Source organism: Deinococcus proteolyticus MRP (assembly GCF_000190555.1).
Taxonomy (GTDB): domain Bacteria; phylum Deinococcota; class Deinococci; order Deinococcales; family Deinococcaceae; genus Deinococcus; species Deinococcus proteolyticus.
Genome location: NC_015161.1, coordinates 100,001 through 125,491, shown reverse-complemented (window position 1 = coordinate 125,491; position 25,491 = coordinate 100,001). Strand labels below are relative to the sequence as shown.

At 65.6% G+C, this 25,491-nt stretch carries 27 protein-coding genes and 1 tRNA gene (1 of these 28 running past the window's edge); 15 read left to right on the top strand and 13 right to left on the bottom strand.

Going from position 1 to position 25,491, the window contains the following annotated elements; translation table 11 throughout:
* Nucleotides 1-4: 4 nt before the first annotated feature.
* From DEIPR_RS00625 to DEIPR_RS00615, 3 genes are all read right to left on the bottom strand, one after another.
* Nucleotides 5-910 carry a metal ABC transporter substrate-binding protein gene (locus tag DEIPR_RS00625; protein WP_245532704.1) on the bottom strand — a complete coding sequence of 302 codons (906 nt, stop codon included), beginning with the start codon at nucleotides 908-910 and terminating at the stop codon, nucleotides 5-7.
* A 277-nt stretch (nucleotides 911-1,187) separates the two neighbouring features.
* Nucleotides 1,188-1,433 carry a 50S ribosomal protein L28 gene (gene rpmB / locus DEIPR_RS00620; RefSeq protein WP_013613897.1) on the bottom strand — a complete coding sequence of 82 codons (246 nt, stop codon included), beginning with the start codon at nucleotides 1,431-1,433 and terminating at the stop codon, nucleotides 1,188-1,190.
* Between the two features lie 360 nt (nucleotides 1,434-1,793).
* Nucleotides 1,794-2,033 carry a hypothetical protein gene (locus DEIPR_RS00615; protein WP_041221873.1) on the bottom strand — a complete coding sequence of 80 codons (240 nt, stop codon included), beginning with the start codon at nucleotides 2,031-2,033 and terminating at the stop codon, nucleotides 1,794-1,796.
* Nucleotides 2,034-2,192: 159 nt separating this feature from the next.
* Here DEIPR_RS00615 and DEIPR_RS00610 point away from each other — a divergent pair, with 159 nt between their 5' ends.
* Together DEIPR_RS00610 and DEIPR_RS00605 are read left to right on the top strand one after the other, a co-directional pair.
* Nucleotides 2,193-3,440 carry a glucose-1-phosphate adenylyltransferase family protein gene (locus DEIPR_RS00610; RefSeq protein ID WP_013613895.1) on the top strand — a complete coding sequence of 416 codons (1,248 nt, stop codon included), beginning with the start codon at nucleotides 2,193-2,195 and terminating at the stop codon, nucleotides 3,438-3,440.
* Nucleotides 3,441-3,488: 48 nt separating this feature from the next.
* Nucleotides 3,489-3,564: transfer RNA gene (locus DEIPR_RS00605), tRNA-Lys, on the top strand.
* A 55-nt stretch (nucleotides 3,565-3,619) separates the two neighbouring features.
* On the opposite strand, the gene DEIPR_RS00600 is transcribed toward DEIPR_RS00605, so the two are convergent.
* Nucleotides 3,620-3,904, bottom strand: a complete 285-nt coding sequence (locus DEIPR_RS00600) for a hypothetical protein (protein ID WP_013613894.1) — start codon at nucleotides 3,902-3,904, stop codon at nucleotides 3,620-3,622.
* A 99-nt stretch (nucleotides 3,905-4,003) separates the two neighbouring features.
* On the opposite strand from DEIPR_RS00600, the gene DEIPR_RS00595 reads away from it, so the two are divergent.
* Nucleotides 4,004-4,987: a metallophosphoesterase family protein gene (locus DEIPR_RS00595; protein WP_013613893.1), complete on the top strand. Its 984-nt coding sequence runs from the start codon at nucleotides 4,004-4,006 to the stop codon at nucleotides 4,985-4,987.
* On the opposite strand, the gene DEIPR_RS00590 is transcribed toward DEIPR_RS00595, so the two are convergent.
* From DEIPR_RS00590 to DEIPR_RS00575, 4 genes are all read right to left on the bottom strand, one after another.
* Nucleotides 4,976-5,311 (bottom strand): hypothetical protein, encoded by a 336-nt coding sequence (locus DEIPR_RS00590; protein WP_013613892.1) that lies wholly within the window; start codon nucleotides 5,309-5,311, stop codon nucleotides 4,976-4,978. The genes DEIPR_RS00595 and DEIPR_RS00590 overlap by 12 nt on opposite strands.
* 9 nt (nucleotides 5,312-5,320) lie before the next feature.
* Nucleotides 5,321-5,983 carry a class I SAM-dependent methyltransferase gene (locus DEIPR_RS00585; protein WP_245532703.1) on the bottom strand — a complete coding sequence of 221 codons (663 nt, stop codon included), beginning with the start codon at nucleotides 5,981-5,983 and terminating at the stop codon, nucleotides 5,321-5,323.
* A 120-nt stretch (nucleotides 5,984-6,103) separates the two neighbouring features.
* Nucleotides 6,104-6,424, bottom strand: a complete 321-nt coding sequence (locus DEIPR_RS00580) for a metal-sensitive transcriptional regulator (RefSeq protein ID WP_013613890.1) — start codon at nucleotides 6,422-6,424, stop codon at nucleotides 6,104-6,106.
* Nucleotides 6,421-6,807, bottom strand: coding sequence for a rhodanese-like domain-containing protein (locus DEIPR_RS00575; protein WP_013613889.1), 387 nt, complete (start codon nucleotides 6,805-6,807; stop codon nucleotides 6,421-6,423). The genes DEIPR_RS00580 and DEIPR_RS00575 overlap by 4 nt, the downstream gene beginning before the upstream one ends.
* A 224-nt stretch (nucleotides 6,808-7,031) precedes the next feature.
* On the opposite strand from DEIPR_RS00575, the gene DEIPR_RS00570 reads away from it, so the two are divergent.
* From DEIPR_RS00570 to DEIPR_RS00520, 11 genes are all read left to right on the top strand, one after another.
* A complete protein-coding gene (locus DEIPR_RS00570) occupies nucleotides 7,032-8,435 on the top strand; it encodes an MBL fold metallo-hydrolase (protein ID WP_013613888.1) in 1,404 nt (467 codons plus the stop codon).
* A gap of 49 nt (nucleotides 8,436-8,484) precedes the next feature.
* Nucleotides 8,485-9,135 (top strand): class I SAM-dependent methyltransferase, encoded by a 651-nt coding sequence (locus DEIPR_RS00565; RefSeq protein ID WP_049775182.1) that lies wholly within the window; start codon nucleotides 8,485-8,487, stop codon nucleotides 9,133-9,135.
* On the top strand, nucleotides 9,132-9,893 hold the full coding sequence (locus DEIPR_RS00560; RefSeq protein ID WP_013613886.1) for a sulfite exporter TauE/SafE family protein: 762 nt from the start codon (nucleotides 9,132-9,134) through the stop codon (nucleotides 9,891-9,893). Before DEIPR_RS00565 ends, DEIPR_RS00560 begins: the two co-directional genes overlap by 4 nt.
* 181 nt (nucleotides 9,894-10,074) lie before the next feature.
* Nucleotides 10,075-10,647, top strand: a complete 573-nt coding sequence (locus tag DEIPR_RS00555; protein WP_013613885.1) for a YeeE/YedE family protein — start codon at nucleotides 10,075-10,077, stop codon at nucleotides 10,645-10,647.
* Nucleotides 10,644-11,120: a DUF6691 family protein gene (locus tag DEIPR_RS00550; protein ID WP_013613884.1), complete on the top strand. Its 477-nt coding sequence runs from the start codon at nucleotides 10,644-10,646 to the stop codon at nucleotides 11,118-11,120. The genes DEIPR_RS00555 and DEIPR_RS00550 overlap by 4 nt, the downstream gene beginning before the upstream one ends.
* Nucleotides 11,121-11,341: 221 nt before the next feature.
* Nucleotides 11,342-12,277, top strand: a complete 936-nt coding sequence (locus tag DEIPR_RS00545; RefSeq protein ID WP_013613883.1) for a DUF808 domain-containing protein — start codon at nucleotides 11,342-11,344, stop codon at nucleotides 12,275-12,277.
* Nucleotides 12,278-12,334: 57 nt separating this feature from the next.
* Complete coding sequence (gene priA, locus DEIPR_RS00540; protein ID WP_013613882.1) at nucleotides 12,335-14,665, top strand: replication restart helicase PriA; 2,331 nt, start codon at nucleotides 12,335-12,337, stop codon at nucleotides 14,663-14,665.
* Between the two features lie 162 nt (nucleotides 14,666-14,827).
* A complete protein-coding gene (locus DEIPR_RS00535; RefSeq protein ID WP_148231741.1) occupies nucleotides 14,828-15,820 on the top strand; it encodes a malate dehydrogenase in 993 nt (330 codons plus the stop codon).
* 116 nt (nucleotides 15,821-15,936) lie between these two features.
* Complete coding sequence (locus tag DEIPR_RS00530) at nucleotides 15,937-16,566, top strand: cyclodeaminase/cyclohydrolase family protein (protein WP_041221872.1); 630 nt, start codon at nucleotides 15,937-15,939, stop codon at nucleotides 16,564-16,566.
* Nucleotides 16,567-16,825: 259 nt separating this feature from the next.
* The gene (locus DEIPR_RS00525) at nucleotides 16,826-17,020 is read left to right on the top strand and encodes a hypothetical protein (protein ID WP_013613879.1); all 195 of its coding nucleotides are present in this window, start codon (nucleotides 16,826-16,828) and stop codon (nucleotides 17,018-17,020) included.
* A 57-nt stretch (nucleotides 17,021-17,077) separates the two neighbouring features.
* Nucleotides 17,078-18,700 carry a hypothetical protein gene (locus DEIPR_RS00520; RefSeq protein WP_013613878.1) on the top strand — a complete coding sequence of 541 codons (1,623 nt, stop codon included), beginning with the start codon at nucleotides 17,078-17,080 and terminating at the stop codon, nucleotides 18,698-18,700.
* 155 nt (nucleotides 18,701-18,855) lie between these two features.
* Here DEIPR_RS00520 and DEIPR_RS00515 read toward each other — a convergent pair whose 3' ends face one another.
* On the bottom strand, nucleotides 18,856-19,245 hold the full coding sequence (locus tag DEIPR_RS00515) for a helix-turn-helix domain-containing protein (protein ID WP_013613877.1): 390 nt from the start codon (nucleotides 19,243-19,245) through the stop codon (nucleotides 18,856-18,858).
* Between the two features lie 342 nt (nucleotides 19,246-19,587).
* Here DEIPR_RS00515 and DEIPR_RS00510 point away from each other — a divergent pair, with 342 nt between their 5' ends.
* Nucleotides 19,588-19,833: a hypothetical protein gene (locus DEIPR_RS00510; protein ID WP_013613876.1), complete on the top strand. Its 246-nt coding sequence runs from the start codon at nucleotides 19,588-19,590 to the stop codon at nucleotides 19,831-19,833.
* 5 nt (nucleotides 19,834-19,838) lie between these two features.
* Here DEIPR_RS00510 and DEIPR_RS00505 read toward each other — a convergent pair whose 3' ends face one another.
* The 4 genes from DEIPR_RS00505 to tgt all read right to left on the bottom strand — a co-directional run.
* Nucleotides 19,839-21,134, bottom strand: coding sequence for a bifunctional folylpolyglutamate synthase/dihydrofolate synthase (locus tag DEIPR_RS00505; RefSeq protein ID WP_013613875.1), 1,296 nt, complete (start codon nucleotides 21,132-21,134; stop codon nucleotides 19,839-19,841).
* Between the two features lie 16 nt (nucleotides 21,135-21,150).
* Nucleotides 21,151-22,095 carry a manganese-dependent inorganic pyrophosphatase gene (locus DEIPR_RS00500; protein ID WP_013613874.1) on the bottom strand — a complete coding sequence of 315 codons (945 nt, stop codon included), beginning with the start codon at nucleotides 22,093-22,095 and terminating at the stop codon, nucleotides 21,151-21,153.
* A gap of 86 nt (nucleotides 22,096-22,181) precedes the next feature.
* Nucleotides 22,182-24,959 carry an S-layer homology domain-containing protein gene (locus DEIPR_RS00495; protein WP_013613873.1) on the bottom strand — a complete coding sequence of 926 codons (2,778 nt, stop codon included), beginning with the start codon at nucleotides 24,957-24,959 and terminating at the stop codon, nucleotides 22,182-22,184.
* 274 nt (nucleotides 24,960-25,233) lie between these two features.
* Nucleotides 25,234-25,491: the end of a tRNA guanosine(34) transglycosylase Tgt gene (tgt, locus tag DEIPR_RS00490; protein WP_013613872.1), read on the bottom strand. 918 nt of this gene lie beyond the right edge of the window; 258 of the gene's 1,176 nt are visible here — the last part of the coding sequence; its start codon lies off the right edge, out of view — the gene reads right to left on this strand; it ends in the stop codon at nucleotides 25,234-25,236.

Sequence of the window (25,491 nt, the reverse complement as noted above, 5' to 3'; positions counted from 1 at the left end):
CGCCTTACTGCCCCGCTTCACGCAGGGCGGCAGCAACGGTGTCTATGTTATGCCGCAAAGCTCCCAGATAGGTTGCGCCGGGGCTGCCGGCGGGGCCAAGGGCGTCGGTATATACCGGCGGGGCCACCACCGCGCCGGTTTCCTTCGCCAGCGCCTGGGCCAGGCGGTCGTTCACCACGTTCTCGGTCAGGATGACGCGCACGCCCCGCTCGCGCATCAGCGCGGCCAGCACGGCCAGTTCCTGGGCGCTGGGTTCACGCTCGGTGCTCAGGCCGGGAATCACCGCACCCACCGTTTCCAGCCCGTAGCGCCTGGCAAAATAGTTCAGGCTGTCGTGCGACGTGACCACCCGGCGCTGACCAGCGGGAATGGCCGCGAACTGCGCTTTGCCGTACTCGTCCACCTCGCGCACCTGCGCGGCGTAAGCCTGGGCATTCTGCCGGTAAGCCTCCGCGCCGGCAGGGTCCAGCCGGCTCAGCTCGGCCGCTATGCCGTCCAGGTAGCCCGCGGCCAGGTCAGCGTCCCACCAGGCGTGCGGGTCGAAGTCGCCGTGGTCGTGGCCGGTATGGTCATCGGCCGTATGTGCCTGTGTACCAGCGGCAGAAGCCTGCGCCGCCCCGGTTTCCTGCGAGGGGGCACCACCCGCCTCACCGGCAACGCGCAGCGGTAGCGTGTCGGCCAGGTGGACCACTGGCACCTCGGGCGCGGAGGCAGTGGCCTGGTCCAGCCAGCTTTCCAGGCCGGCCCCGTTGGCGAACAGAGCCTGACTGCCGGCCAGCGTCCGCACGCTCTGCGGGCTAGGAGCAAAGGTGTGGGCGTCGCCGCCGGCCAGCACCAGCTCCTGCACGGTAACGCGGTCTCCGCCCACCGCCCGCACGAACTCCCCAATCACCGATGTGGTGGCAACCACCGACAGCGGCCTCCCCTCGGCAACAGTGGGGCCGGAAGGAGAAGTGGCCTGGTCCGTAGCCGCTATGGGCGAAGTCACCTGAGAGCTGGAAGACCCGGACGCAGATACAGCAGCGTCCGGCGCGCAGGCTACCAGGCCGAGACCTGGCAGGACCACTAGAGATAAGAGGAAAAAACGCTTCATAGTAATTGATTATCACATATCAATAAGGAGTAAAGTTTAGGCCGTTTCGGGTGGGTGTCCCGTCACGGCCTGGGGTACAGCCAGAGAAAAAGCCTCAGACGAGTTCGATACCGTTCACAGGGCCACGGTTCAGCATGCGAATGGCCTTGGCACTCAGCCAGACCTGACGGGCTTCGCCGCCTTCGAGAATGGTCTTTTTCTGCAGGTTGGGCTTCTGCACACGCTTGGTGATGCCGGTGGTCTTGCGACCCACACCGCCAGCCGCACGGGCCTTACCACGGCGGACCACCGAATTCACCACCATATTCTTCTTACCGGTCAAATAGCACACTCTAGACATAGCCTTCTATCCTTATCACGAGAATCCAAAAAAAACTGTAGCTCAGCCCCTAAGTTGGGGCTGGTCCGTCAACGCACCGCCCAGCACTGTTCCCGGTGCTGCTTGGCGCTCGCGCAGGTCCGTCTGCCGCCCAGTCCGCAGCGCTGCATGCCGCTGGACCGGTGCCCGGACAGCTTTGTCAGCAGGAAAATATCCGGGCAGGTTCGGGGCCAACAGGGCTGGCCTCCGTTCTCAGGAATCGCTCCGCCACCGGGCAGAAAACATGGGCTCTGGTCGGAACCCAGCAGGCCGGGGCAGGCCGCGCTCCGAAAAGTTTATCAGACATGGGCGGCCTGGGTAGCCCAGCCCCGGCCGCCCGGCTCAGGCAGCCCGCTCCAGAGCCAAGCGGCGCTGCAGATCGTGCAGGCTTTCCTCATACAGCTGCTGCGGCACCTGCGGCAAGAAGGCCAGCAGCTGCGTGGCTTCGTGCAGGGAGCCGTGCTCGCTGCAGTGCTGCCAGCCGGGCCCCTCGGCCACCAGCTGCACACAGCGGTCAGACAGCAGGAATCTCACGCGCCCCTCCTCCGTCCGTGTATCACTGAAATGGCGTGCCGTGTTCATGTTCACAGCATAATAGCGGGGTATGAGTTGGGCCATCAGGGTGATGACTCGCTCTTTATTCTCCGGGGGGGGACCGAGAACCCTGCCCCGGGTCAACATCAACTGCCGGTGAACCCCACTTCACCGGCCGCAGCAGCCCAGCCGGCACAATGGCAGGCCATGAACACCAGAATTGCCGGCAAAAAAGTACTGACCATTATCTTGGCCGGTGGAAAGGGCAGCCGCCTGGCTCCCCTGACCGACCAGGTGGCCAAGCCGGCGGTGCCGTTTCTGGGCACCTACCGCCTGATCGATTTCTCACTGTCTAATGTGGTCCACAGCGGCCTGCAGGACGTGTGGATTATTGAGCAGTACCTGCCACACAGCCTGAACACTCACCTGGCTGGTGGCCGTCCCTGGGACCTGGACCGCACCCGCGGCGGCCTGGAAGTCATGCCTCCTTTCTCCGGTCCCCAGGACGATGACGGCGGCTTCGCCGAAGGCAACGCCCACGCCCTGGCGCTACACACCGACCTGATTCGGGCATCGGGTGCCGAAGTGGTCCTGGTGCTGAGCGCCGACCACATCTACAAGCTGGACTATGCTCCCGTCATTGAGCAGCATCTGCAGACTGGAGCCAGCGTCACGATGGTGACCACCGACATTGCCGACCCGAGCGAGGCCACCCGCTTCAGCAATGTGAAGACCGGTGCACAGGGCAAGGTGACCGAGTTTGCCTACAAGCCGGATGAGCCGCTGGGCCGCACCGTGGCCTGCGAAGTGTTCGTGTACGACGCCGACCTGCTGCTGTCCACCCTGTGCACCCTGGAGGAAGAAGGCCAGCTGGGCGATTACGGCGAGCACCTGCTGCCCCGCCTGGTGGAGCGCGGCGACGCCTACACCTATCCCCTTGAGGGGTACTGGCTGGATGTGGGTACGCTAGACGCCTACCATCAGGCCCACCGCGACTTCCTGGACGGCATCGGCCTGGAGCTGGACGACCCCAACTGGCCCTTCATCACGTCGTCCATCACCCGGCCGCCCACCCGCATCCGCCCGGCAGGCACCATCAACGAGTCGTTCGTATGTGGTGGGGCCGATATCTCCGGTACCGTGGTCCGCAGCCTGATCGGTCCCGGCGCAGTGGTGGAAAAAGGGGCCGAGGTCCGTGACTCCATCGTGCAGGCCGGCGCTGTGATTCGGGCTGGCGCACAGGTGAGCCGCGCCATCGTGGACCGGGACGCGGAAGTGGGTGAGAAAGCCGTAGTGGGCGGCCAGTCGGTCAACGCCCGGCTGTGCGTGGTCGGGGCCGGCGCACAGGTGGAAGCCGGCGCTACCCTCAGCCCTAACCTCCAGGTGCCCCCCGGCGCACGCCTGAAGGCCGGAGCCGAAGCCGAGGTGGCCGAGGAACTGGGCGGCGAAAGCTGAAACGGCCTTGACAGACTGAGGGCTTAGAGCTATCGTACTTGGGCTAACGGGTCGTTAGCTCAATTGGCAGAGCAGCTGACTCTTAATCAGCGGGTTGTAGGTTCGATTCCTACACGACCCACCAAAGTAAAAGTCCCCGCCTACTCGCGGGGATTTTTTGTTGCACCTGTCAGGGCACTTTAGCTCTGGGTCTTATCCTCGCGCCCTTCGGCGGCGTCGAGAGCCTGATTGGCCGCTACGGCTTGCTCACCGCCCGTCATGGCCGCCACTTCGGCGGCGCTGAGGGCTTCAGGTTGTCCCGCCAGGTCCAGGTCCACGTTGCCCTGCCCGACCACCACGGGCGCGGGTCCCTGCGCGGCCTCGGAACCGGCATGCTCCGGCTGCTGCCCGGTGCGCGGCAGTTCGTTGCCTGCGGGGCTGATTTCAGGCACCACCGAGATACGGTCATCATTGTTTTGGGTCATAGGGGTCAGTGTAGTAAAGCGGTGTCAGGCATAGATAATGAGTGGTGCAGCCGCCCTTGGAATGACGCGGCGCTGAACGGGGTGTGCTGTCATGGAGGCATGCGCCGCCCCCCTTTACTGACCCTGCTGGCCCTCGTTTGCCTTCTGGCCGCCACCGCCGCACAGGCCGCACAGGCGGGAGCCGATACGCTTAGGCTGGCGCTGCTCAGCGACATCAACGGCCCGTATGGGGCCACCACCTACCCCGCCGAGCTGGCCCCCGCGCTGCGGCAAATTGTGGCCTGGCAGCCCGACGCGGTGCTGTCGGCAGGTGACCTGATAGCGGGACAAAAAGCCAGCCTGAACGACGCGCAAGTTCGGGCGATGTGGGCGGCGTTCGGGCGCGAAGTGCAGACCCCACTGGCGCAGGCGGGCCTGCCCTTTGGCTTTGCCCTGGGCAACCACGATGCTGCTCAGGCCCGTGACCGGCGCGAGGCGGCCCGCTACTGGCAGCGGCAACCCACTGGTCTGAACTGGGCCGATACGGCGCAGCGGCCCTTCAACCACAGCTTTACCCTGCGCTCGGCCTCGGGCAAGACCCTGTTTGTGGCAGCGATTGACGCACCGCAGGCTGACCTGAGCGACGCGACCCTCGGCTGGCTGGAATCCCAACTGGCCTCGGCCAAAGCGCAGGCAGCAGGGGCGCGGCTGGTGCTGGGTCACTTGCCACTGGCGGCGGTGAGCAGCGGCAAAAACAAGGCAGGCGAGGTGCTCGGGCCAGCGGACGCGCAGGCCCTGGCGCGCATCATCAAAAGCACCCGGACGCTGGCCCATGTCAGCGGTCACCATGCAGCAGCCTATCCCGCCCGTTGGAACGGCGTGAATGCCCTGGCGACAGGCGGCATCGGCGGGCGCGACTATATCGGGCAGCCAGGCAGCGCCCGCAGCACCTGGACGCGTCTGACGGTGGACCTGGGAAAAGGCAGCGGCGTAGTGGACATCGTAGACATTGCCAGCGGAACATCGGTGCCTCTCAGCAGCCTGCCCGCCAGTATCAATGGACTGGGCGGCAAGCTGGAGCGGGTGTCGCAGCTACAGCCCTAGAGCTTCGGCGCAGGCCACCGCCTGAGCGAGTTCAGCCGCGTCGGTGTAAACATCGAGGTTCCATAGAAAGCAGGCTACAGTTTCACGCCACTCAGCGGGGGCGGGAGAACGGCGCAGGTAGGCCAGGCGCTGTTCTTCCGACCAGTCCAGTGATGCGGACCAGACGGTCCAGGCCGCGCTGTACAGTTCGCCGTCGCCCATGCGCCAGCCCAGGCTGTGAGGGCCATAAGAGGGAAAAGCCGCCCACGGTGGCGGCACTTCGCCATGCTCGGCCACCTCAGCCGCTATACGTTCACGGATGGCCGCGCCGTAGTCAAAGGTCATGGCCCTGCCCTAAACCGGAAGCGGCCTGAGCGCTGCGTACCATGCGCGGAACCGCACGGCCCTTTCAGCTCCGGGCGACACGAAAAAGTGTGAAAGCTGCTCTGTCAGCCAGGCACGAATTTCGGCTTCCGGCTCACCACGTGCGGTGGCGGCCAGGGTATTGGAATGGGTCAGCAGATAAGCCACTAGTCCCGGCAGCGAGAAGGGCAAGTCCAACAGGAAGTGGTTTTCCTCGAAGCCGAACCCTGCCTGGGCTGCCTCACTGCTTCCGAACGGCTCCCGGTGGCGCGGGGGGGTGGGATAGCGCCCGAAATAAGCTTCCGCAAACCCGCCAAAATCCGGCTGCTGCGGCATTTCTCCCAAGAAATAGCAGTCATAGAGGAACAGCACCCCTTCAGACTTCAGGGTGCGCTGGACTTCGGGCAGGAAAGCGGCGCGGTCAAACCAGTGAAACGCCTGCGAGACCGTCAGCACATCCAGGCAATGGTCCGGGAGTGGCAACGATTCCGCCGGTGCCTGAGCAAAAGCAATGCGCGTATGCGCCGGAGCCTGTGTCAGCATCGCTTCCGAACTGTCGAAGGCTCGCACTTCATTCACCAGTTCCGCCAGCGCCAGGCTAGAGAGTCCCGTGCCACAGGCCACGTCTGCGCCCAGAGTATGGCCGTTCAGCAAAGGCCGTAACCGTTCCAGCACTGCTGGATGAAAATAGGGACGGCCTGCGGCGTACCGCTGAGCTTCGGCCCCGCCATCAAATGGATTGTGCACGGTCATGGCAGCATGATAAGCACTCTCTCACCCACGCAGCAGTTTGACCGCCCGCACCACGTCCGAGGGCGTGACCGGCTCGCCGGGGCGGGCGCGGCAGCCGCTGGCGTACTGTTCCAGCACCACTTCGCCCGCCGAGTCGAGCGCACTGCGGACCCCTGAAAACTGGGTCAGCACCTCGTGGCAGTCGCGGCCTTCTTCAATCATGCGCTGCAACCCGCGTACCTGGCCCTCAATGCGTTTGAGGCGGGCCAGCACCTTCTTGTCGGTGTCGGATAGGGGCAGTGGGGTTACTGGAGCTGCCGCTTCAGCGATACCCCCACCCCCTCCTCGCTTGGCCCCCGTCATGGGCGCACCACTGGGTAGCCTGCGGCTTGCCAGGCCCCCATGCCGCCCGCCACGTTGATAATTCGTTCAAAGCCCGCGCCTGTCAGCAGTTCGCTGGCCTGGGCGCTGCGGTTGCCACTGCGGCAAATCACGTAAATGTCGCGGTCTTTGGGGAGTTCGGCGGTGCGCGTGTTCAGTTCCTGCAAGGGAATCAACGTCGCGCCCTCAATATGCCCCTCGGCATACTCGGCGGGGGTACGCACATCCAGCACATAGGAGCCAGCGGCCTGTGCGGCGTGCAGCGCAGCCACATCTACCGTCTGGTAAGCCGCTTCAGCAGCGGGGGCACAGGCATTCAGCCCCAGCAAAGCAGGCAGGGCAAACAGGGCAGTTTTGATGTTCATAGCAGTTGTTTTCCTTTGGCGCACTTCTGCAACCGAAACCAGGAAGGCCACCTGGGAGGCAGGGCCACCTATCGCAAAATTCAATATCTTTTATACCCCCCATCCCTACTTGACACTATACCCCCTGGGGGTTTAATCTTCCAGACATCAGCGGTGGCTGAGCATCCCTCTGGGTATGGCCGCCCTTCCCCTTCCCCTCATTCACCCCCAAGGAGAAACCGACGATGTTCTTTAAACGCTTTTACGATGAAGATTTGGCCCAGGCCAGCTACATGGTGGGCTGTCAGAAGACCGGCGAGTGCCTGGTAATTGACCCCATCCGCGACATTCAGACCTATCTGGACGAGGCACAGGCCCAAAAACTGCGCGTGACGCACGTCACCGAAACCCACATCCACGCCGACTATCTGTCGGGCGGGCGTGAGCTGGCGCTGGCAACTGAGGCACAATTTCTGGTGTCGGACGAAGGCGGCGAAGGCTGGGAGTACACCTACAGCACTCCCAACATGCAGAAGCTCAAGCACGGTGACACCTTTATGGTAGGCAACGTGAAGGTGGAAGTGCGCCATACCCCCGGCCATACCCCCGAGAGCATCAGTTTCTTGGTGAGCGATACCCCCCGTGGTCCTGAACCCGTCATGTACTTCACTGGTGATTTCGTATTTGTCGGTGACATTGGCCGCCCTGACCTGCTTGACGAAGCCGCAGGCGGTCAGGACACCCGCTTCAAAGGGGCCAAGGACATGTTCCACAGCCTGAAAACGCAGTTCGTGAACCTGCCTGCTTACGTGCAGGTGTGGCCCGCGCACGGCTCGGGCAGCGCCTGCGGCAAGTCGCTGGGGGCCGTGCCGAGCACCACGGTGGGCTATGAAACTGACCTGTCGTGGTGGGGCAAATATGTCAAGAACGACGACGAGCAGGGCTTTACTGACGAGCTGCTAAGCGGTCAGCCCGACGCGCCGCTGTACTACGGGCGCATGAAAACCCAGAACCGCGACGGCATGGCGGTGCTGGGCGAAGTCGCCCCGCTGCCCGAGCTGAGCGCCGCCGAAGCCAACGCCAAGATGGAGGCGGGCGTGATGTTGATTGACCCCCGCTCCAAAGAGGCGTACCACGCCGCCGCGCCGCAGTACAGCATCAACCTGCCGACCCCGAACAAGCTGGAAACCTGGGCGGGCTGGCTGCTGCGCCCCGAAGACCGTGACTATCTGCTGCTGGCGCAAGATGCCGAGCAGGCCGAAGACCTGCGCCGCCGCCTGTGGATGGTGGGCCTCGACAACGTGGTGGGCTTCGTGAAGAGCGTGGACGGCCTGGACACCAAAGCGGTGCCGCCCATTCAGCCCGCCAAAGTGGCGCAGCATGAGGGTGCCCTGATTCTGGACGTGCGTAACAAGACTGAGTACAAGGGCGGCCACATCCCTGGGGCCACCCAACTGCACGCGGGCCGCGTCGCCTGGAAGCTGGACGAACTACCCAAAGACCGCCCCATCATCGTGCACTGCCAGAGCGGAGCACGCAGCGCCGCCGCCGCCAGCTTCCTGGGCAGCGAAGGCTTCGAGGTGCTGGAAATCGCCGGTGGCTTCGAGAACTGGGAAAAGCAGCAACCTGAGCAGGTTGAACGTGACTGATACGACTTTGAAAAATAGTTTGGATAACCAAGCTATTTTTCCGAACGGAGTGAGTGAAAGGGAATACGAAGCTGAACGGCGCGGCAGCCTTCAGGCCCACTGGGAAGGGGTCTACCAGGAAGGGGACCCCACCGGGGTCAGTTGGTATCAGCCCACGCCCCAGCTGTCGCTGGAATTGATTGACTCGCTGAATCTGCCCGCAGGCGAGCGGGTGCTGGACGTGGGCGCGGGGGCTTCGGCCCTGCCTGATGGCCTGCTGGAACGCGGGCTGAAGGTGCAGGTGCTGGACCTCTCTGCGCGGGCGCTGGAACTCACGCGGGAGCGCTTAGGAGCACGGGCCGACGCCGTTACCTGGCAGGTGGGCAACGTGCTGAGCGCTCTGCTGGGCGCGGCAGAGTTCGCCGTGTGGCATGACCGCGCCGTCTTTCACTTTCTGACTGATGGGACAGGCCAGCAGCGCTACGTAGCGCAGGCTGCCGCCGCTGTGCAGATCGGCGGGTACGCCATCATCGCCACTTTTGCCCCTGACGGCCCGCAGAAGTGCAGCGGCCTCCCTGTGCAGCGCTACAGCGCCGCCGAACTGGCCGCCACCTTTGCTCCCAGCTTTGTTCTCCGCCAGGAGCTGAGGCATGAGCATGTCACGCCAAGCGGGGCCATGCAGCCCTTTACCTTTGTGCTGCTGGAACGGGTGAACGCATGACGCCGCTGGCCTGGATTGGTGCCCTGCTGATTGGCCTGAGCCTGGGCCTGCTGGGTTCGGGCGGCTCCATCCTGACAGTGCCCGTGCTGGTATACCTGGCCGGGGTAGAAGAAAAGCTGGCGATTGCTCAGAGTCTCGCCATCGTGGGTGGGATTAGCCTATTCGGGGCCATTCCGTACATCCGCTCCAAGCAGGTGGACTGGCGCAGTGTGGTGCTATTCGGTATCCCCGGCGTGCTGGGCACCTATGCGGGCGCGGCCCTGAGCAGCTATCTCAGCGGCGCGGTGCAACTGATGCTGTTTGCCGCCGTGATGATTCTGGCCGCCGTGATGATGTTCCGCCCCAAACCCGCTGACCCAGAGGGCGACACGCACGAGCGCTCCCCGCTCAAAATCGGGGCCGAGGGCCTGGGCGTAGGTATCCTGACGGGTCTGGTGGGCGTGGGCGGCGGCTTCCTGATTATCCCGGCCCTGGTGCTGCTGGGCGGCCTGCCCATGAGCCTGGCTGTGGGCACCAGCCTGCTGATTATCGCCGCCAAGAGCTTTGCGGGCTTTTACAAGTACGCCCACCTGCTGGGCCTGGAGAATATGGACTGGACCCTGATTGGCACCTTTACCGCCATCGGCGTAGCGGGCAGCTTCCTGGGCAGCGTCATCGGCAAAAAGGTCTCGAACGAGGCGCTGCGTAGAGGCTTTGCCATCTTCCTGGTGCTGATGGGCCTGTACGTGCTGGGGACCAATTTGCCCAAAGTGCTGTGAGGGCCCGTTCTGGAAGGAGCAGCGACCGGGCTACCCCCTGGGCTCTCACCTCTGAACTTGCATCCCTGGGCCTTCATCTCTTGCCGGCGGCAGAGGCGGGCAAGTCCCGCCCGTTTAGGCTGACACCAGCCTCCTTTTCCTCTGCTACGCCCTTTTTCCCCCTGAAAGGACTTCTCCCCCGATGAACGACCTGCTTCATTTCCTGCAATCCCCCTGGCCCTGGTGGGTCGGCGGGCCGCTGATCGGTCTGACCGTCCCGCTGATGCTGTGGCTGGGCAACAAACCGTTCGGTATTTCTTCCAACCTGCGCCATGGCTGCGCCATTCTGCTGCCCGAACAGGCCAAACCCAGCTTCTTTCGCTACAACTGGCGGGCGGAAAAATGGAACCTGATGTTTGCCGCCGGCCTGGTGCTGGGCGGCCTGCTGGCAGGCGGCGTGTTCGGCAACCCCGAGCCTACCCGCCTGAGCGAAGGCGGCCTGCAAGCGGTGCAGAACCTGGGCGTGCAGCTGCGCCCCGGCCTGGTCCCCGCAGAGCTGCAGGACCTCAGTCGGCCCGGCGTATGGCTGATTCTGGCCCTGAGCGGCCTGCTGGTGGGCTTCGGCACCCGCTACGGCGGCGGCTGCACTTCCGGACACGCGATTACCGGCCTGAGCACCCTGCAAAAGCCTAGCCTGATCGCCACCGCCGCCTTTTTCGCGGGCGGGATTCTCAGCGCCAACCTGCTGCTGCCACTGCTGATGAGGCTCGTATGACGGCGGCTCCTACTCCTACCTCTACGGCACCTGCCAGCGGCAGCCAGTCGGCCCGCCAGGCCACCGGGCTGCTCACCTACCTGCTGGTCGGCGTGTACTTCGGCACGGTGCTGGTCAAGTCGGAAGCGGCCAGCTGGTACCGCATTCAGGAGATGTTCCGCTTTCAGGACTTCCATATGTTCGGGCTGATCGGCTCGGCGGTGCTCACGGGTCTGGTGACCACCACGCTGCTGCGCCGATTCGGGCACACCCGCGACGGCGACGCGGTCCACGTGGCCGACAAGGAGCCGGGCTGGAAACGCTACGTGCTGGGCGGCGGCACCTTCGGCCTGGGCTGGGGCCTGGCGGGCGTGTGCCCGGGACCGGTGTTCGTGCTGCTGGGCAGCGGGGTGTGGGGCATGCTGGTGGTGCTGGCGTTCGCGCTGCTGGGCACCTACCTGTACGGCACGCTGCGAGACCGGCTGCCGCACTGAGGCCAGACAGCGGCTGGTCCCCTCCAGGATGGCCGCTGCCTATGGTCTCCGGGGAAAGCCGGTAGGGTCACAGCGCGCATTTTGGGAAGGGCCTGCGGGCTAGCATGAGGAATTCAGCCTTCCCCACCGGGAAGCGTTCTTCCGTCATCCCGTTTCTCCAAGGAGTCCCTGCCCATGCCTCATCTCTGCGCCGCCGCCTACCCCTTGCCCGGAGCCCGCCCGTGAGCGGGCTGATTGCCCTGCTGGACGACGTGGCCGCCATTGCCAAGGCCGCCGCCGCCTCTATCGACGATGTGGGCGTGGCCGCCTCGCGTGCCAGTGCCAAAGCGGTGGGCGTCGTGGTGGACGACACTGCCGTGACCCCGCGCTACGTGACCGGCTTTACCCCCGACCGTGAGCTGCCGGTCATCTGGAAAATCGCCAAAGGCTCGCTGCGCAACAAAATCGTATTTATCCTGCCGGCGGTGCTGCTGCTCAGCCAGTTCTTGCCGCAGTCGCTCTCGCCGCTGCTGATGCTGGGCGGCGCTTACCTGTCCTACGAGGGCGCCGAAAAGGTCTTCGGGGCGCTGCGGGGCACTGCGGAGGATGCCGAGGAGGACCAGGCCCTCTCCGGCGCCGAGCAGGAAGCGCAGATGGTGGCGGGCGCTATCCGCACCGACTTTATTCTCTCGGCCGAAATCATGGTGATCGCACTGGCCGAAGTGGCCGCTCAGCCGCTGCTGACCCGCGCCCTTTCGCTGGTGGTGGTGGCCCTCGCAATTACGGCGCTCGTGTACGGCGTGGTGGCCGCCATCGTCAAGATGGACGACCTCGGGTTGCGGCTCTCGCAGCGCCGCCTGGGGAGCACCCGCGCCCTGGGCCGGCTGCTGGTACGCGCCATGCCAGCCGTGATGTCGGTGCTGTCGGTCGTCGGCACGGCGGCCATGCTGTGGGTGGGCGGACACATCCTGCTGACCCGGCTGGCCGAGTTCGGTATCACCGCCCCCGAACACTGGGCCGGGGAGCTGAGCCACCGCGCTGCCGCCGCTGTCCCCTTTGCCGCCGGGGCCGCCGCCTGGCTGGCCGAGACCCTGGTCTCTGCGGCCGGCGGGCTGCTGGTGGGACTGGTCCTCGTGGGAGTGCTGCACCTGCTGCCACGCCGCCATACCGCTGGCTGAACGCCTGCGCCCCCAGCGGCACCTTTGCCGCTCGGTAGGGCACGCTACCCTAACGTGATGCCCGCCGCGCCCGTTCCACCTTCTTCCTGGCTGGTCGCCGTGCCGCGCCCCATTCCCGCCTACGACTTCGCCGCGCCGCACGGCCACGCTGGAACATTCCCCGTGGGCTGCCGGGTGCTGGTGCCGTGGCGGGGTGAGCCGCTGGTCGGCGTGGTGGTGGGCGCCGGCAGCGAACGCCAGAGTCACCGCCTGCGCGAAGCCTTGCAGCTGCTCGACGCTCCGGAGCGGCCCTGGGTCCCTGCCGCGACCGTGCAGGCGCTGGGCGAGTGGGCGGCCTCGGCGGGGCTGCCGCTGGGCCTGGTGTGGGACGACCTGCTGGGGGTGGGCTGGGCGCCGGCGCTGGCCCACCGGGTGCGGGCGGTGGCGGGCGCGGACCTGACCGCCTTTGCCGAGAACGCGGCCCCTGCCGCCGTGCCGGGGCCGCAGTGGTCGGACGGCGCCGGTTATCTGCCTGCCCTGTTGGACTCCGTGCGCGAACAGGGCCTGCTGGAAGAGGAATTCACCCCCGTGCAGCCGACGGTATCCCGCATCTACCCCACCGCGCAGGGCCAGGGCCCACTTACCCCCAAGCAGGCCGAGGCCGCCGAGTGGCTGGCCGAGTATCCAGGCCAGGAATCGCTCAGCAGCTGGGCACGCGGCGCAGGCGTCAGCAGCAGCGTGGTGGCGGCCGTACTGGCCAGGGGCCACGCGGCACTGCACGAGGAAGCGGCGCCCCCGCCGGCGCTGCCCCCCTGCGCTGCCCCCTGGTCCCCAGGCCTCCCCGATTCCCTCCCCGTGGCCGAGCGCTGGCGGCTGAACGGCGGCAAGTTCGCGGCCCGGGCGCGGGCACTGGCGCCCCGCATTCAGGCGCAGCTGCAAGCTGGCGGCAGCGTGCTGGTGCTGGTTCCGGAGCATGCCACCCTGGACCGGGCCTGGGCGGCGCTCAGCGGGCTGGCCGAGCCGTGCGGCACGGGGGCCGCGCTGTTCAGCGGCCTGCTGTCGCCGGAGCAGCGTGAGCACAGCTGGGAGCAGATACGTAGTGGCGCGGCGCGGCTGGTGGTCGGGTCGTATTTGGCGCTCACAGCGCCGCTGGCCAGCCTGGGCCTGCTGCTGGTGCTGGATGAAGGCAGCGACGCGTACAAGCTGTCCAGCGGTTCGCGGGCGTGGGTCCCGGACACCGCGCAGGCAGTCGCCGGGGCGCACGGCGCCGAGCTGGGCACCGCCGGCGTGGTCCCTGCCGTGGAAACGGTGAAGTGGCCCGCCCTGGAACTGCCTGCCCCCCGCGTGCGGCTGCATACGGTGGACTACGGCGCCGCGCCCACGCAGCCGGAGCTGGGGCCGCTGTCCATGCCGGGCCAGGCCCAGAGCAGCCTGGGCTATCCGCTCAGCCACGACCTGCGGGCGGTGCTGCGGCAGGTGCAGGAGCGTGGCCGGCAAGCGGCGCTGCTGGCGCCACGTCGCGGGTACTCGGCGCTGCTGCGCTGCCCGCAGTGCGACTATGCCCCGCAGTGCCCCAACTGCGACGTGGCGCTGCGCTTTCACCGGAGCGCCCATCAGCTGATGTGCCACCAGTGCGGCCACCGCCAGAACGTGCCGCGCTCGTGCGCGAACTGCGGCGAGGCGATGTGGCAGACCAAAGGCCCCGGCACCGAGTGGCTGGCGCAGGAGGTGGCGCAGTTGCTGCCCGGCATGCCGGTGTACCGCGTGGACCGGGACCATCAAGACGACCTCTCAGCGCTGCATGCGGGCGGGAGCGGCGTGGTGGTGGGCACTCAGCTGCTGCTGTCGCAGCCGGCCCCGCCCGAGCTGGCGCTGCTCGCCGTCACCCTGGCCGACACCTGGCTGAACGTGCCCGACTTCCGCGCTTCGGAGCGGTATCACGCGCTGCTGTGGGAACTGGCCGAGTGGCACCCGGCCCGCGCCCCGCTGCTGCTGGTGCAGACCTTTCAGGGAACCCACCCGGCGCTGGAGGCGCTGCGCAGAAGCCAGAGTGAGGACGCTGGGCAGAGCGTGAGCCTCTACCCCCGCCAGGAATGGGAGCTGCGCCGCACCCTGGGCTATCCGCCGCACGCCTGCCTGGCCCAGGTGGAGGTGGCCGCCCGTGACCGCGACCGTGCCCGCGCCGCTGCCGACGCCGTCGCCGCCGCGCTGTACACAGCGGGCGCCACCGCCCAGGAGGTGCTGGGGCCGGCGCCCGCGCCTATCGCCCGCGTGCGGGGAGTCTACCCCTACCACCTGCTGCTGCGTGCCCGCTCACCGGAGCGCCTGCGCGAGCTGCTAGACGCCGTGGGCAGCGTGCGCGCCGGGGGCCGGGTTCGGGTGGATGTCAGTCCGCGCCATCTGAGCTGAATACCCACTCCATGCTGCAGCTCACGCAGTCGGCAGACTGTTCAGCCGCCAGCCTCCCTCAGCGACGCTCTCTACCGCTCTGTGCCCCTATCACAGGAACAGCCGTCAGGCGCGTCTGGGCGCTAAGATAAGGCGCAACACCCTTATTTTTTCCCCGGAGGTATCCACATGAAAGAACCCGTACGTGTAGCAGTGACCGGCGCGGCCGGCCAGATCGGTTATAGCCTGCTGTTCCGCATCGCCGCAGGCGACATGCTGGGCAAGGACCAGCCCGTGATTCTGCAGCTGCTGGAAATCACTCCGGCCCTGAAAGCGCTTGAAGGCGTGGTCATGGAACTGCGCGACGGCGCCTTCCCGCTGCTGGCCGATGTCATCACCAGCGACGACCCCGAAGTGGCCTTCAAAGACGCCGACTACGCCCTGCTGGTAGGCGCCATGCCCCGCAAACAGGGCATGGAGCGCGGCGACCTGCTGAGCGCCAACGGCGGCATCTTCAAGCCTCAGGGCGAAGCCCTCAACAAGGTCGCCAGCCGTAATGTCAAGGTTCTGGTCGTGGGCAACCCCGCCAACACCAACGCCCTGATCGCCCAGCAGAACGCCCCCGACCTGGACCCCCGCTGCTTTACCGCGATGGTGCGCCTGGACCACAACCGCGCCATCTCGCAGCTGGCCGAAAAGACCGGCAAGCCCGTGACCGACATCAAGAACGTCACCATCTGGGGCAACCACTCCTCCACCCAGTACCCGGACCTGTCGCAGACCACCGTGGGCGGCGAAAAAGCACTCGACCTGGTGGACCAGAACTGGTACGAGAGCGAGTACATCCCCACCGTTGCCAAGCGTGGCGCCGCCATCATTGAAGCGCGTGGCCTGTCCTCCGCCGCTTCGGCTGCCAGCGCCGCCATCGACCACATGCGCGACTGGGCCCTGGGCACCAAGGAAGGCGAATGGGTCAGCATGGGCATTCCCTCCGACGGCTCCTACGGCATTCCCGAGGGCCTGATTTACGGCTTCCCGGTCACGGTCAAGGACGGCAAGTACGAAATCGTGCAGGGCCTGGAAGTGAGCGACTTCAGCCGGGGCAAGATGGACGCCACCGCCAAGGAGCTGGAAGAAGAGCGCGACGAAGTGCGCAAGCTCGGCCTGGTCAAGTAAGCCCGGCGCAGGGCAGGCTGGCCCCCCCAGCCCGCCCTGCCGCAGCTACCCCGCCCATGAAGGAAGCTTCTGGGCGGGGCCGCTTTGTCTGCCGCTCCCCGGCTTATGCTGCCGGCATGAATGACTCTGCCCCCGCGAACACCCCTGCTCCCAGCCTCTGGAGTCACACGGCCCAGGAGGTATTGGACGCGGCCGGTGCCCGCCGCAGCGTGCCGACCGGCGGCTCAGTAATTGCAGTCAGCGGGGCGTTCGGTCTCTCGCTGCTGGTGCTGGCCGTAAACCTCACCCTGACCAAAAAGGACCCGGCAGCCGAGCTGACGGCCTTTAGCGACCGCCTGCGTTCCTTGCAGCGCCGTATCCAGACCCTGGGCGACGAGGACGCCGAGCTGTACGCAGCTTTTATGAAGCAGGCCCGGCAAAAGGGCGCCCCTGAGGCAACGCAGGAAGCGCTGCGCCAGCAAACCCGCGAAGTGCCGCTGCAACTGGCCCGCGAGCTACAAGAAGGGCTGGAGCTGGCCCGGCAGCTGCGCCCGCTGGTGCATCCTGTAGTGGTCAGCGACGTCCAGGCCGGGGCCGCCATCCTGCAGGGGGCGCTGCAGGCCAGCCTTTTTACCCTGGCCCACAACCTTGCCAGCCTGCCAGAAGGCGAGGGCGATGAGTTCCGCCGGCAGTGGCGGGGACTCCAGCAGGAGCAGCAAGCGGCTCAGGCGTGGCTGAGCGCCGAAGCCGAGCCCAGCCAGCACTAGGCAGGCGGGCAGGTGCTTTCAAACTTATGCACGGCGCAGGGCAAGCCGGCACCGTCCCACGCCGCCCTACTCGGCGCAGGAAAGCGGCTGTCAGACCCGCTTCACTCCGCTCACGACCTCAGAGAATCAAAATGGAAAAATGGATATTTAAAACTTGCGGCCAATTTAAATCGATTTCTTAAAGGATTCAGGAGAGTTGTTGACCAGTATATGACACCAGGGGGACGTTTGGCTGATTTTAGAGCGTCACAATAAAACCATGAAAGCGTTCAGACTCCCCATGCTCCGTACCGTAGCTGGCGCCTGGCGCCGGCTGGCCACTTCTCGCCGCGTTCAGGGCTACGGCTCGTACAACGACCAACTGTCCCGCGACGCCCACCTCGTGACCGAGCGCGAACTGCGCCTGCACCGCCTGCGCACCGAGCAGCCCGCCTACCAGCGCTACGCCGATTGACCCTGCTCCCGGCCGCCCCGGGAACTTCTGCGCGGCTCGCCCCGTAACCGCTGTGTTATGGGCGAGCCGCTTTTTCTAGACCAGGACCTCCGGGATCTGCTGCACCGCGCAGCCGATGTCCAGGCCGGTCTGGGCAGCGAAACGCTCAGCCCCGCCGAGCTGGCCCGGCTGGCGCAAGTCCCCTTGGAAGTGCGTCAGGCCCACTTGGCCGCCTGGGCCAGCGCCGCTGCTCTGCGTTCCCGCCCCCCTCTGCCGCACTCGCTGGCTGCTGCTCTGGCCGGCGAGGTGGCGCTGTCCGCCCGGCTCCAGGCTGCGCCAGCCGCGCCGCCAGGACCCACACTGGCCGGTTCCCTGGCCGCCGACATTGCGCTGAGCGCACGGTTGCAGCAGGCTCGCCCCGCCCTGCCGCGCTCCCAGGCCGCCGCCAGTGCGGGCGAAATTGCGCTGGCCGCTCAGCTTCAGCCGGTCCAGCCACCCCGGCTGCCGGGTTCCAGCGCCGCTTTGCTGGCAGCACGCATCTCTCACAGCGCCGGAGACCGGCCCCAGGCCGCACCGGTCCCGGCGGCCAGGCGCTCTGCTCCTCACCCGGTCATCCACTCGGCCGCCCGCCGGGACAGCCGCTCTGCTCCACTCGCCCTGGTCAGTAGCCTGATTGCCGGCCTGCTGCTGCTGGCCGTCAGCTCCACCTGGAATGGCCTCAGCGCCGGCGCAGGCGTGCTTCGCGGCCTGGTGGGCAGTCTGCCGCCCACCTTCGGCCTGGGTCTGGCCCTGCTGCTGGGCACCAGCCTGCTGCTGGCCCGCCCGGCCTCTGCCCGGTCTCTGCCTGGCCGGCCACTGTGGGGCAGCGCTGCATTCGCCGCAGCGGCGCTGCTTACTCTTCCCCCGCTATACGGCACACTGGACCGCCAGGGCGTCAGCGTGGGACGGGACATCGTCATTGAGGGCCAGCGCACCGGGCCCGTCGTCGCACTGGGCGGCAATATTCACCTGCGCGGAGACAGTGTGGTGAACGGACAGGTGTTCACACTGCTAGGCGACATTCGGCAGGACCCCGGCGCTCAGGTGGTAGGACCGGTGACCGCGCTGCTGGGCCAGGGGCCGGGCACTGCGGCGCTGCCCCCCGACGGTTCGCTGAGCGACCTGCAACTGGCGAGCGCCACCGCCATCCGGCCGCTGCTGGGCTGGCTGGGCGGGACAGCCTGGAGCGCACTGTTCTGGATCCTGACCAGCACACTGACGCTGGCACTGTTCGTGAGCGGGGCCGCAGGGCAGCTGGCCGGCCGCCAGAGTCAGGCCCCGCTGCGTACCCTGGCCCTGGGGGTGCTGGCTCTGGCCGCTCTGTTGCTGCCGGCCGCACTGCTCACCTTTGCCGGCTGGCTGGTGCCGGCCCTGGGCCTGTGCCTGCTGCTGGCGCTGCTGCTGGCGCTGGGCCTGGGAGTCAGTGCCTTCGATGTGGGCCGCCAACTGGCCTGCCGCCTGCATGCCAAGATGCCCGATACCCTCGGGGTCCTGATTGCCTTGGTCCTTCTCAGCGCGACCATGGTCTGGCCCTCACTGACCCTGGCGGTCATTCTGATTGGTGGGGCCTGGGGCAGCGGCAGCCTGCTGCTGATTGGCCGGGGCCGGCGCGGGCTGGACACCGTGCAGGACTGCGGCTCCGCAGGCCTCACCAATCCCTGAAGCATTTGCCACCAAGGCGGCATGTTGTTCGCTGCCGGGCTGCTCAGCGAAGCGGGGGCACAACGTAAGAACAGCTCTCAGCTCTCCATTGTCGGTCCCATGCACACAGGGCCTGCTGGAAATATTCCCGGCAGGCCCTGCACGCACTGAGGCACTCAGTCCAGAATGCGTTTGAGGTGCAGGTAGATTTCATACCAGTCCTGCTTGCCTTCGGGGCGCTTGCCGCGCAGCTCAATGCGCGACAGGGTACGTACCCAGTCGGGCGTCAGCTGCGCCCCCAGGACAGGGTCAGCCATCAGGTCAGCCAGGCCGCGGGGCAGAGCGCCCTCGCCCGACTCGCCGTAGAACTCGACTCCTTCCAGCAGGTCGTGTACCGAAATACTGTAGGCGGCAGCCAGGGTCTGCAGCGTATCCAGGCTAGGGTTGGTGCGCCCACGTTCCAGATCGCTCAGGTAAGGCACGCTGATTTCAGCGACCTCCGAGACATCTTTCAGACGGAGTTTGCGTTCACTGCGCAGTTCGCGCAGACGTTCGTGCAGTTTCATCTCTCACCTCCTTCAGGCAAAAAAGCGTGCATGGCATGGGACCGTTTTTCCGGCCGGCTGGCCCAGGCGAGGACCATTCAGCTGAGAGCGAAAAAACATTCCCTCAATCGGATTGTAACAGTGCCGCCTTGTACGGTCAATACAGAATATTCCCCCAGACTTCTTGTCAGACCTGATACGCTCTGTTAGAATCAGAAGCAAGAGAGCGGGGATTGTTTCTGACGTATAAACCCCGTCTACACCTCTCAATTCAGCAAATAGCGTTTACTCGTTCCTTTTCGACATGTAGGCTGCCCAGCGGCGCCTGCCAGGGCCCGCACGGCCCTATCAAGGAGACTGCCCATGAAAGCACTGACTGTGATGGCCGATAGTCTGCGGGCCGGCTATATCCACCCTACCCATGTCCTGAACACCCTGATCGAGCTGGAAAATGCCGGTGGTACGGCCGCCCTGCGCGAATTCGAGGCCCACCTGACCAGCGGCCGGCAGGCACTGACCGAGCGGGGTCATCCGCATGCCCGGCTGGCCGAAGCGTGGCTACAGGCCACCCGGTTCTACCTGCAGGAGTCGCAGCGCGGAGCAGCCTGAGCAGCCTACTGCCAGCGCTCGCGCCGCTCTGCCCCCTGCCGCAACAGCACGCCCCGCACTTCACCCACCAGATACAGGCTGCCGCACACCACCACGGGTGCGGCAGCTTGACTTGCCGCCCAGCTGGCCGGAGTAGCCAGTTCCAGCGCCTGAACGGGAGAAGCGGCCTCACGCACCGGAATCCCCTGCGCCTCCCAGAGCGGCCGCAGCGTACCCGGCTCGGCAGCGCGGGGGCTCCACTGCGCCTGGGTCAGCACCACATCACTCACGGCCGGGGCCAGGATCTGCACCATCTCTTCCAATGCTTTGTCCGCCGAAGCTCCGAAGACCAGCCGCACCGGCCGCAGGTCCAGGGCGTCCAGGGTGTCGGTCAGGGCCTGAGCACCGTCCGGGTTGTGGGCCCCGTCTAGAAGCCAGCCCTGGCCCTGAACCGTCAGATATTCCAGACGGCCGGGCCACCGGGTCTGGGCCAGCCCCTGGCGGACCGCTTCCCGGCTCACGCCCAAGCGCAGCGCCGCAGCTGCGGCCAGCGCCGCGTTGGCAGCCCCATGCGCGCCCAGCAGTGGGGTCTGCAGGTCCAGCATCTGCGCCCCATCAGGCCAGTGCAGCTCCAGCGCCGTACCGCTCAGGCTTAGCCCGGTCACCCGGAAGGAGAACTCGCGCCCCAGCGCCCAGAGGTCGGCGCCCACCTGCTCCAGCACAGGCCAGAGCGCCGGCATGGCGGCAGTCACCGCCGGCTGGCCGGCACGCAGAATGCCGGCTTTCTCGGCGGCAATGGCTGCTAGGGTCTCCCCCAACACCTCGGTATGGTCCAGGCCAATATTCGTAATCACGCTCAGTTCGGGTGAGAGAGCGTTGGTGGCGTCCAGCCGCCCCCCCATGCCCACCTCCACCACGGCCCACTCCACATCTGCATGGGCGAACAGCCAGCAGCCCACTGCAGTCACCACCTCGAAAAAGGTGGCCTCCAGCGCTTCAGCGTGGGGCCGTACCATTTCCAGAGCGGCGAGCAGCTCCGGTTCTGCCACCGGCTCGCCATCTACCCGGAAACGCTCGGCAAAGTGCGTCAGATGCGGACTGGTAAAGATGCCGGTCCGCTGCCCACTTGCCTGCAGGGCACTGGCCAGCGCGGCAGAGACAGACCCCTTACCGTTGGTTCCCCCCACCAGGACGCTGCGGAAGCGCCGCTCAGGGTTCCCCAGCCGGGACAGCAGAGCCTCTATTCGCTCCAGACCAGGCTGCACCCCGAAGCGCTGGGTACCGTACAGCCAGTCGAGATGCCGCGCCAGGACTTCTCCCACTCCAGCCGGGCCCGGGTCAGCCTTGGCGGGCAAAGTACTCTTCCAACGCCGGAATCAGCTGCTTCTTGCGGCTGATGCAGCTCCCCAGGTTGGCCCGGTCACCGGCCACCTGCACACCGAAGGCCCCCTGGAGAACAGCGGCCTCAGCTTCAGAGGGCACCAGCGTTTCGTTGTGCTCCTGCAAAATGTCCACCACCGACAGCAGCACACCCTGCAGTTCCTCCTCCTGCTTCAGACGGCGCATGGCGGCCAGCAGCTCGTCCTGGCGGCCCAGCACGTAAGCGGGGTTGGTGGTCTCGGTCACACCTACGCCCCAGCGCTGCGCCGCCTCACCCTCACCGAATACGAACTCCTTGTAGTCAATCTTGAGCAGCTGCTCAGCCGGGGTGTCACCCAGGTCACTTTTGGCGACGAACATCCGCATGGCGTAGCCCGTCACGTCGTCAATACCGGCCACCGGAGCCAGGAACTCTACGGCTTCCCGGTCGGCATCTGTGGTGGTGGGGCTGCGGAAGTGCAGGGTATCGCTCAGGATAGCGCTGAGCATCAGCCGGGCTTCCAGGGGTTCCACTGTCAGGTTGGCCTCGCGGTGCAGGCGCAGCAGGATGGTGCCGCAGGAACCTACCGGCTCAAAGCGCAGCATGGCGGGGGCATTGGTCTGCAGGTCGCCCAGCTTGTGGTGGTCCACCACGTGGGTCACGGTCAGGTCAGCCAAGTTGGGAGCCGACTGAACCGTCTCATTGTGGTCAACCAGCGCCACGGCAGTCCCTGGGGCCAACTCCGGCAGCATGGCCGGCGCCTCAATACCCGCCTCGCGCAGCACAAACGGGGTTTCAAAATTCAAATCACCGAGGCGGTAAGCCACAGCAGGCGTGCCGGTACGGGTCAGAAAAGAAGCATAGACAAGGGCAGCTGTAATGGCGTCGGTGTCGGGGTTCTGATGTCCGAATACAGGAAGCATGGCACCACTATAGCCGCGCCCTTCAACACAAAAAAAGAGAGACCCTCTTGGGGCCTCTCCTTTTGCAGTGAGATGGGGTTTGGGGTTTAGAACTTCACGCCGTAGCTGACCTTGAAGCCGTGGGCCACGTTGATGGGGTCAGTGGTGGTCCGGGTGTCTTCGTCAAAGCGGAACACGCCGTAGTTGAACTTCAGAGCCTCGTTCCAGGCCAGCTGGCTGTAGATGCCCTGAGTCTGGGTGTAGTTACCGTTGGCGACAGCACGGGGGGCCGCGACAGCGCCACCGAAGCGGAAGTCAGCCACGGAGGGAGACACGCTACTGGCGCCCAGGTTGGGCAGGCCAGCCTGCGCACCGAGGTTGTCACGCAGGTTGTTGGCCTGGTGGAAGCCGTAGCCCAGGCTGAGCTTGGCAGCGGGCGAGAAGAACTGGTTCAGGGTCACTTCAGCCTTGGCGCCCAGTTCGCTACCGATAACGGTGTTGTTGTCAACCAGACCGGTGGTGTAGCGGGCACCAGCCAGGCTGGCGCGGAACTGAGGCTGGAAAGCCAGGTCCAGAGGCTGGGTGCTCAGGTTCACGCCACCCTTGATCTGGGTGTTGTCGGCAGCGTTGCCACGGTTAGGAGCCTGCTGGTTGTACACAGAGCCGCCAATGAAGGGGGCCACGGTCAGCTCAGGAGTCGCCTTCAGGTTGTAGGCAGCGAAGCCGGCGCCGTAGGTGTCGCCAGTGGTAGTAAAGGTTTCACCCAGAGCAGCCAGGTCCAGGTTGGGCACCAGAGCGTTGGCTGCAGTGCCGTCGTGGGTCACCAGCACACCAGCGCCGGAGCTGTAACGGTACAGGTCGCTGACTTTAGCAGGCGCAAAGATGGTGCGGCTGCGGTCCTTGTCGGCGCTGCGGACACTGGTCACCTTGTCGGCGTCGTAGCGCACAGCGTCGCTGTTAGGGGCCAGGAAGCCAGAGCTGGCCGCCAAGTCCTTGTTGTCGCGGGCATCGGTGGTGTAACCAGCGAAGCCAGCCACGCGGAAGGCGCCCAGGTTGGTGCCGATGTGGCCACCCAAGGTGCTGCGGCGGTTGGCCCAGGCCCGGTCGTACCAGTTGGTGTAGGTATCAGCAGCCAGACCCAGTTCGGCGCGGCCCAGCTGGGTGGAGACGGAAGCGCCGTAACCGACTTCGTCAACATAGTTAGGACCAAAGGCGTCCGTACGGTTGACATCCATGGCAGCGTTGGCAATCAGCTTGTTGTCGGCACCGGTGTTCTCGAAGCCAGGTGATACGGCACGGAAGTCAGCGCGTGCACCCAGGTTGAAGAAGTTGGCTTCAGCCGACAGCTCAGCAGCCTGATCGCGGCTATCGAAAGCCTGCTGGAAAGTCCGGGCGCCGGAGAAGGCGTCGGGCATGCTGGCCACGTACACAGCCTTCACACCGTACAGGGTTTCATCGCTGTCTGCAGCCTTGGGCACAGCGTAGCGGCCATCAACACCGAAAGCGGTGCGGCCAGTGCGCTGGGTGGCAGCATCAGAGAAGTTCTGTACAAAGCTCACGCCCACGTCACCGCGGTCGCCCAGCTTGGTTTCAGCGCGGGTCGCCAGGTAGGTACCGGTCAGACCAGCGTTGTCGCCGTAGCCACTGCTGATGTACAGGGTAGGGCTGAGGGGCACGTCAGTCAGCGCCACACCGGCGGACACACCATTGCGGACACCGCTCGGCAGGAGGTAGTCGTTGTAGCCGGGAACGTCCTTCAGGCTGCCCACAGGGTTGACAACATCAGGACGGGCGGGAACAGTACCAGCTTTAGCAACCACACGGAAGCGGGCGTCATCACCGATGCGGCCAGTCACTTCAGCGGAATCCAGGTAGGTGACGTAGCGGTTGGTGGTATCAACAGCTTCGCCCAGCTTCACTGAGTTGGTCAGCAGGCTGGGGTCAAAGCCAAAGTTCACTCCAGCTTCTTCAACAGTGACACCGCCGGCAGCGGCAATGTTGGTGGCCTTGACGCCAACGGTGATGGCAGGCGACAGGTCAAAGCGACCTTCGTTGGTGGTGTCCACACCACGAACACGGTCAGTCGCGTCGTCGTCGGCTGCCGTCTGGTTGGTGTACTGTTTCTCAGCGAAGGTACCTTCGGTCACGCGGTCAACGTCGAAGTTGGTATCGCCATTGACACGGCGCAGCTGACCGTAGCTTCCGCCTACTCCCAGGGTCAGGCGCACGCGGCCGTTTTCCAGGTCGGCAATGCGGATGCCCTGAGCGTCGATATCGGTGGTGTTCTCGGCCACCTGGTCTTCGACCACACCCAGGCGCTCGTCGAAGGAAGCCAGTTCGCCGTCAACAGCGGTCACGCGGTCCTGCAGTTCCAGCACGTCCTGGTTCAGCAGGGTAGCCATTTCGTTGACTGCAGCCAGGTCTTCAGCAACCTTGCCGGCATCCGTGTTGGCGATGGCGTCAACGCGGCCTTCCAGGCGGGCGAAGTCTTCACGGCTCACAGCGCTGTCTTCCAGGTCGCTCACGCGCACGTCCAGAGCAGCCAGTTCGGCGCTCAGTTCGTTGATGGCGTTACGAATGGAAGCCATGGTGGCGTCGTCAACCTTGCCCAGGTCCACTTCACCGCTGCCCACCTGATCCAGCAGGCGGGAGATGATCATCGCCGCCTCGTAGCGGGTCAGGTTCTGGGTGCCGCGATAGGTGCCGTCGGGGTAGCCCAGGATAATACCCTGGCTTACCAGACGCTCAACAGCGTCCTTGGCCCAGTGGCCGGCGGGAACGTCGGTCAGGGCGGGAGCCTGAGCTGCAGTGGTGGTCACGGTGGTCTGGGCCCCCGCAACACCAAACGACAGCGCAGCCGTCAGGAACAAAACACTTTTCTTCATAAAACCCCCATAGGTTTCTTTCAGGCCGGGCTCTAGCAGTTCCTAAAAAAGTTGATGGGGCGAGTTTCCGGGTTTCCTCTCCCAGAGACAGTTCACCGCCACAAGCCTTTTACCTGACCCCATCCTCCGCAAGACATCCAAGGTCTCATCGGCGACAGGTCATCCGGATCATAACGTTCTGATGAGACTGAGGTCAAGCAAAGGTAGAAGGCTCAGACGCCAGACGGTGCAGCGAAAACAAATGATTTTCGGCCGCAGTAAGGATGTAAATCGGTCAGCCAGGGAGCGGCTGCTTCGCTTCATCCAGAGCCCGAGCGAACCAGGCGGGTAAAGTTCCCCGAAAGTAGGTCGCTCCCCAGGTTGTGGCCCAAGTGTCCAGCTGGCCGGCAGCGATAGCTTCTCGCATACGCTCCACCAGTCTATGGAGATAGCGGATGTTATGCAGCGAGAGTAGCCGTGGTCCCAACATCTCTTCAGCGCGCAGAAGGTGGGCGATGTAAGCTTGCGTAAAGTTGCAGCAGGCGTAGCAGTC

Bases quoted from the DNA above. Each gene is read 5' to 3' on its own strand.
- rpmB (WP_013613897.1), bottom strand. From the start codon at position 1,433: ATGTCTAGAGTGTGCTATTTGACCGGTAAGAAGAATATGGTGGTGAAT.
- DEIPR_RS00615 (WP_041221873.1), bottom strand. From the start codon at position 2,033: ATGAACACGGCACGCCATTTCAGTGATACACGGACGGAGGAGGGGCGC.
- DEIPR_RS00610 (WP_013613895.1), top strand. From the start codon at position 2,193: ATGAACACCAGAATTGCCGGCAAAAAAGTACTGACCATTATCTTGGCC.
- DEIPR_RS00600 (WP_013613894.1), bottom strand. From the start codon at position 3,904: ATGACCCAAAACAATGATGACCGTATCTCGGTGGTGCCTGAAATCAGC.
- DEIPR_RS00595 (WP_013613893.1), top strand. From the start codon at position 4,004: ATGCGCCGCCCCCCTTTACTGACCCTGCTGGCCCTCGTTTGCCTTCTG.
- DEIPR_RS00590 (WP_013613892.1), bottom strand. From the start codon at position 5,311: ATGACCTTTGACTACGGCGCGGCCATCCGTGAACGTATAGCGGCTGAG.
- DEIPR_RS00580 (WP_013613890.1), bottom strand. From the start codon at position 6,424: ATGACGGGGGCCAAGCGAGGAGGGGGTGGGGGTATCGCTGAAGCGGCA.
- DEIPR_RS00575 (WP_013613889.1), bottom strand. From the start codon at position 6,807: ATGAACATCAAAACTGCCCTGTTTGCCCTGCCTGCTTTGCTGGGGCTG.
- DEIPR_RS00570 (WP_013613888.1), top strand. From the start codon at position 7,032: ATGTTCTTTAAACGCTTTTACGATGAAGATTTGGCCCAGGCCAGCTAC.
- DEIPR_RS00560 (WP_013613886.1), top strand. From the start codon at position 9,132: ATGACGCCGCTGGCCTGGATTGGTGCCCTGCTGATTGGCCTGAGCCTG.
- DEIPR_RS00555 (WP_013613885.1), top strand. From the start codon at position 10,075: ATGAACGACCTGCTTCATTTCCTGCAATCCCCCTGGCCCTGGTGGGTC.
- DEIPR_RS00550 (WP_013613884.1), top strand. From the start codon at position 10,644: ATGACGGCGGCTCCTACTCCTACCTCTACGGCACCTGCCAGCGGCAGC.
- priA (WP_013613882.1), top strand. From the start codon at position 12,335: ATGCCCGCCGCGCCCGTTCCACCTTCTTCCTGGCTGGTCGCCGTGCCG.
- DEIPR_RS00530 (WP_041221872.1), top strand. From the start codon at position 15,937: ATGAATGACTCTGCCCCCGCGAACACCCCTGCTCCCAGCCTCTGGAGT.
- DEIPR_RS00525 (WP_013613879.1), top strand. From the start codon at position 16,826: ATGAAAGCGTTCAGACTCCCCATGCTCCGTACCGTAGCTGGCGCCTGG.
- DEIPR_RS00520 (WP_013613878.1), top strand. From the start codon at position 17,078: ATGGGCGAGCCGCTTTTTCTAGACCAGGACCTCCGGGATCTGCTGCAC.
- DEIPR_RS00515 (WP_013613877.1), bottom strand. From the start codon at position 19,245: ATGAAACTGCACGAACGTCTGCGCGAACTGCGCAGTGAACGCAAACTC.
- DEIPR_RS00510 (WP_013613876.1), top strand. From the start codon at position 19,588: ATGAAAGCACTGACTGTGATGGCCGATAGTCTGCGGGCCGGCTATATC.
- DEIPR_RS00500 (WP_013613874.1), bottom strand. From the start codon at position 22,095: ATGCTTCCTGTATTCGGACATCAGAACCCCGACACCGACGCCATTACA.
- DEIPR_RS00495 (WP_013613873.1), bottom strand. From the start codon at position 24,959: ATGAAGAAAAGTGTTTTGTTCCTGACGGCTGCGCTGTCGTTTGGTGTT.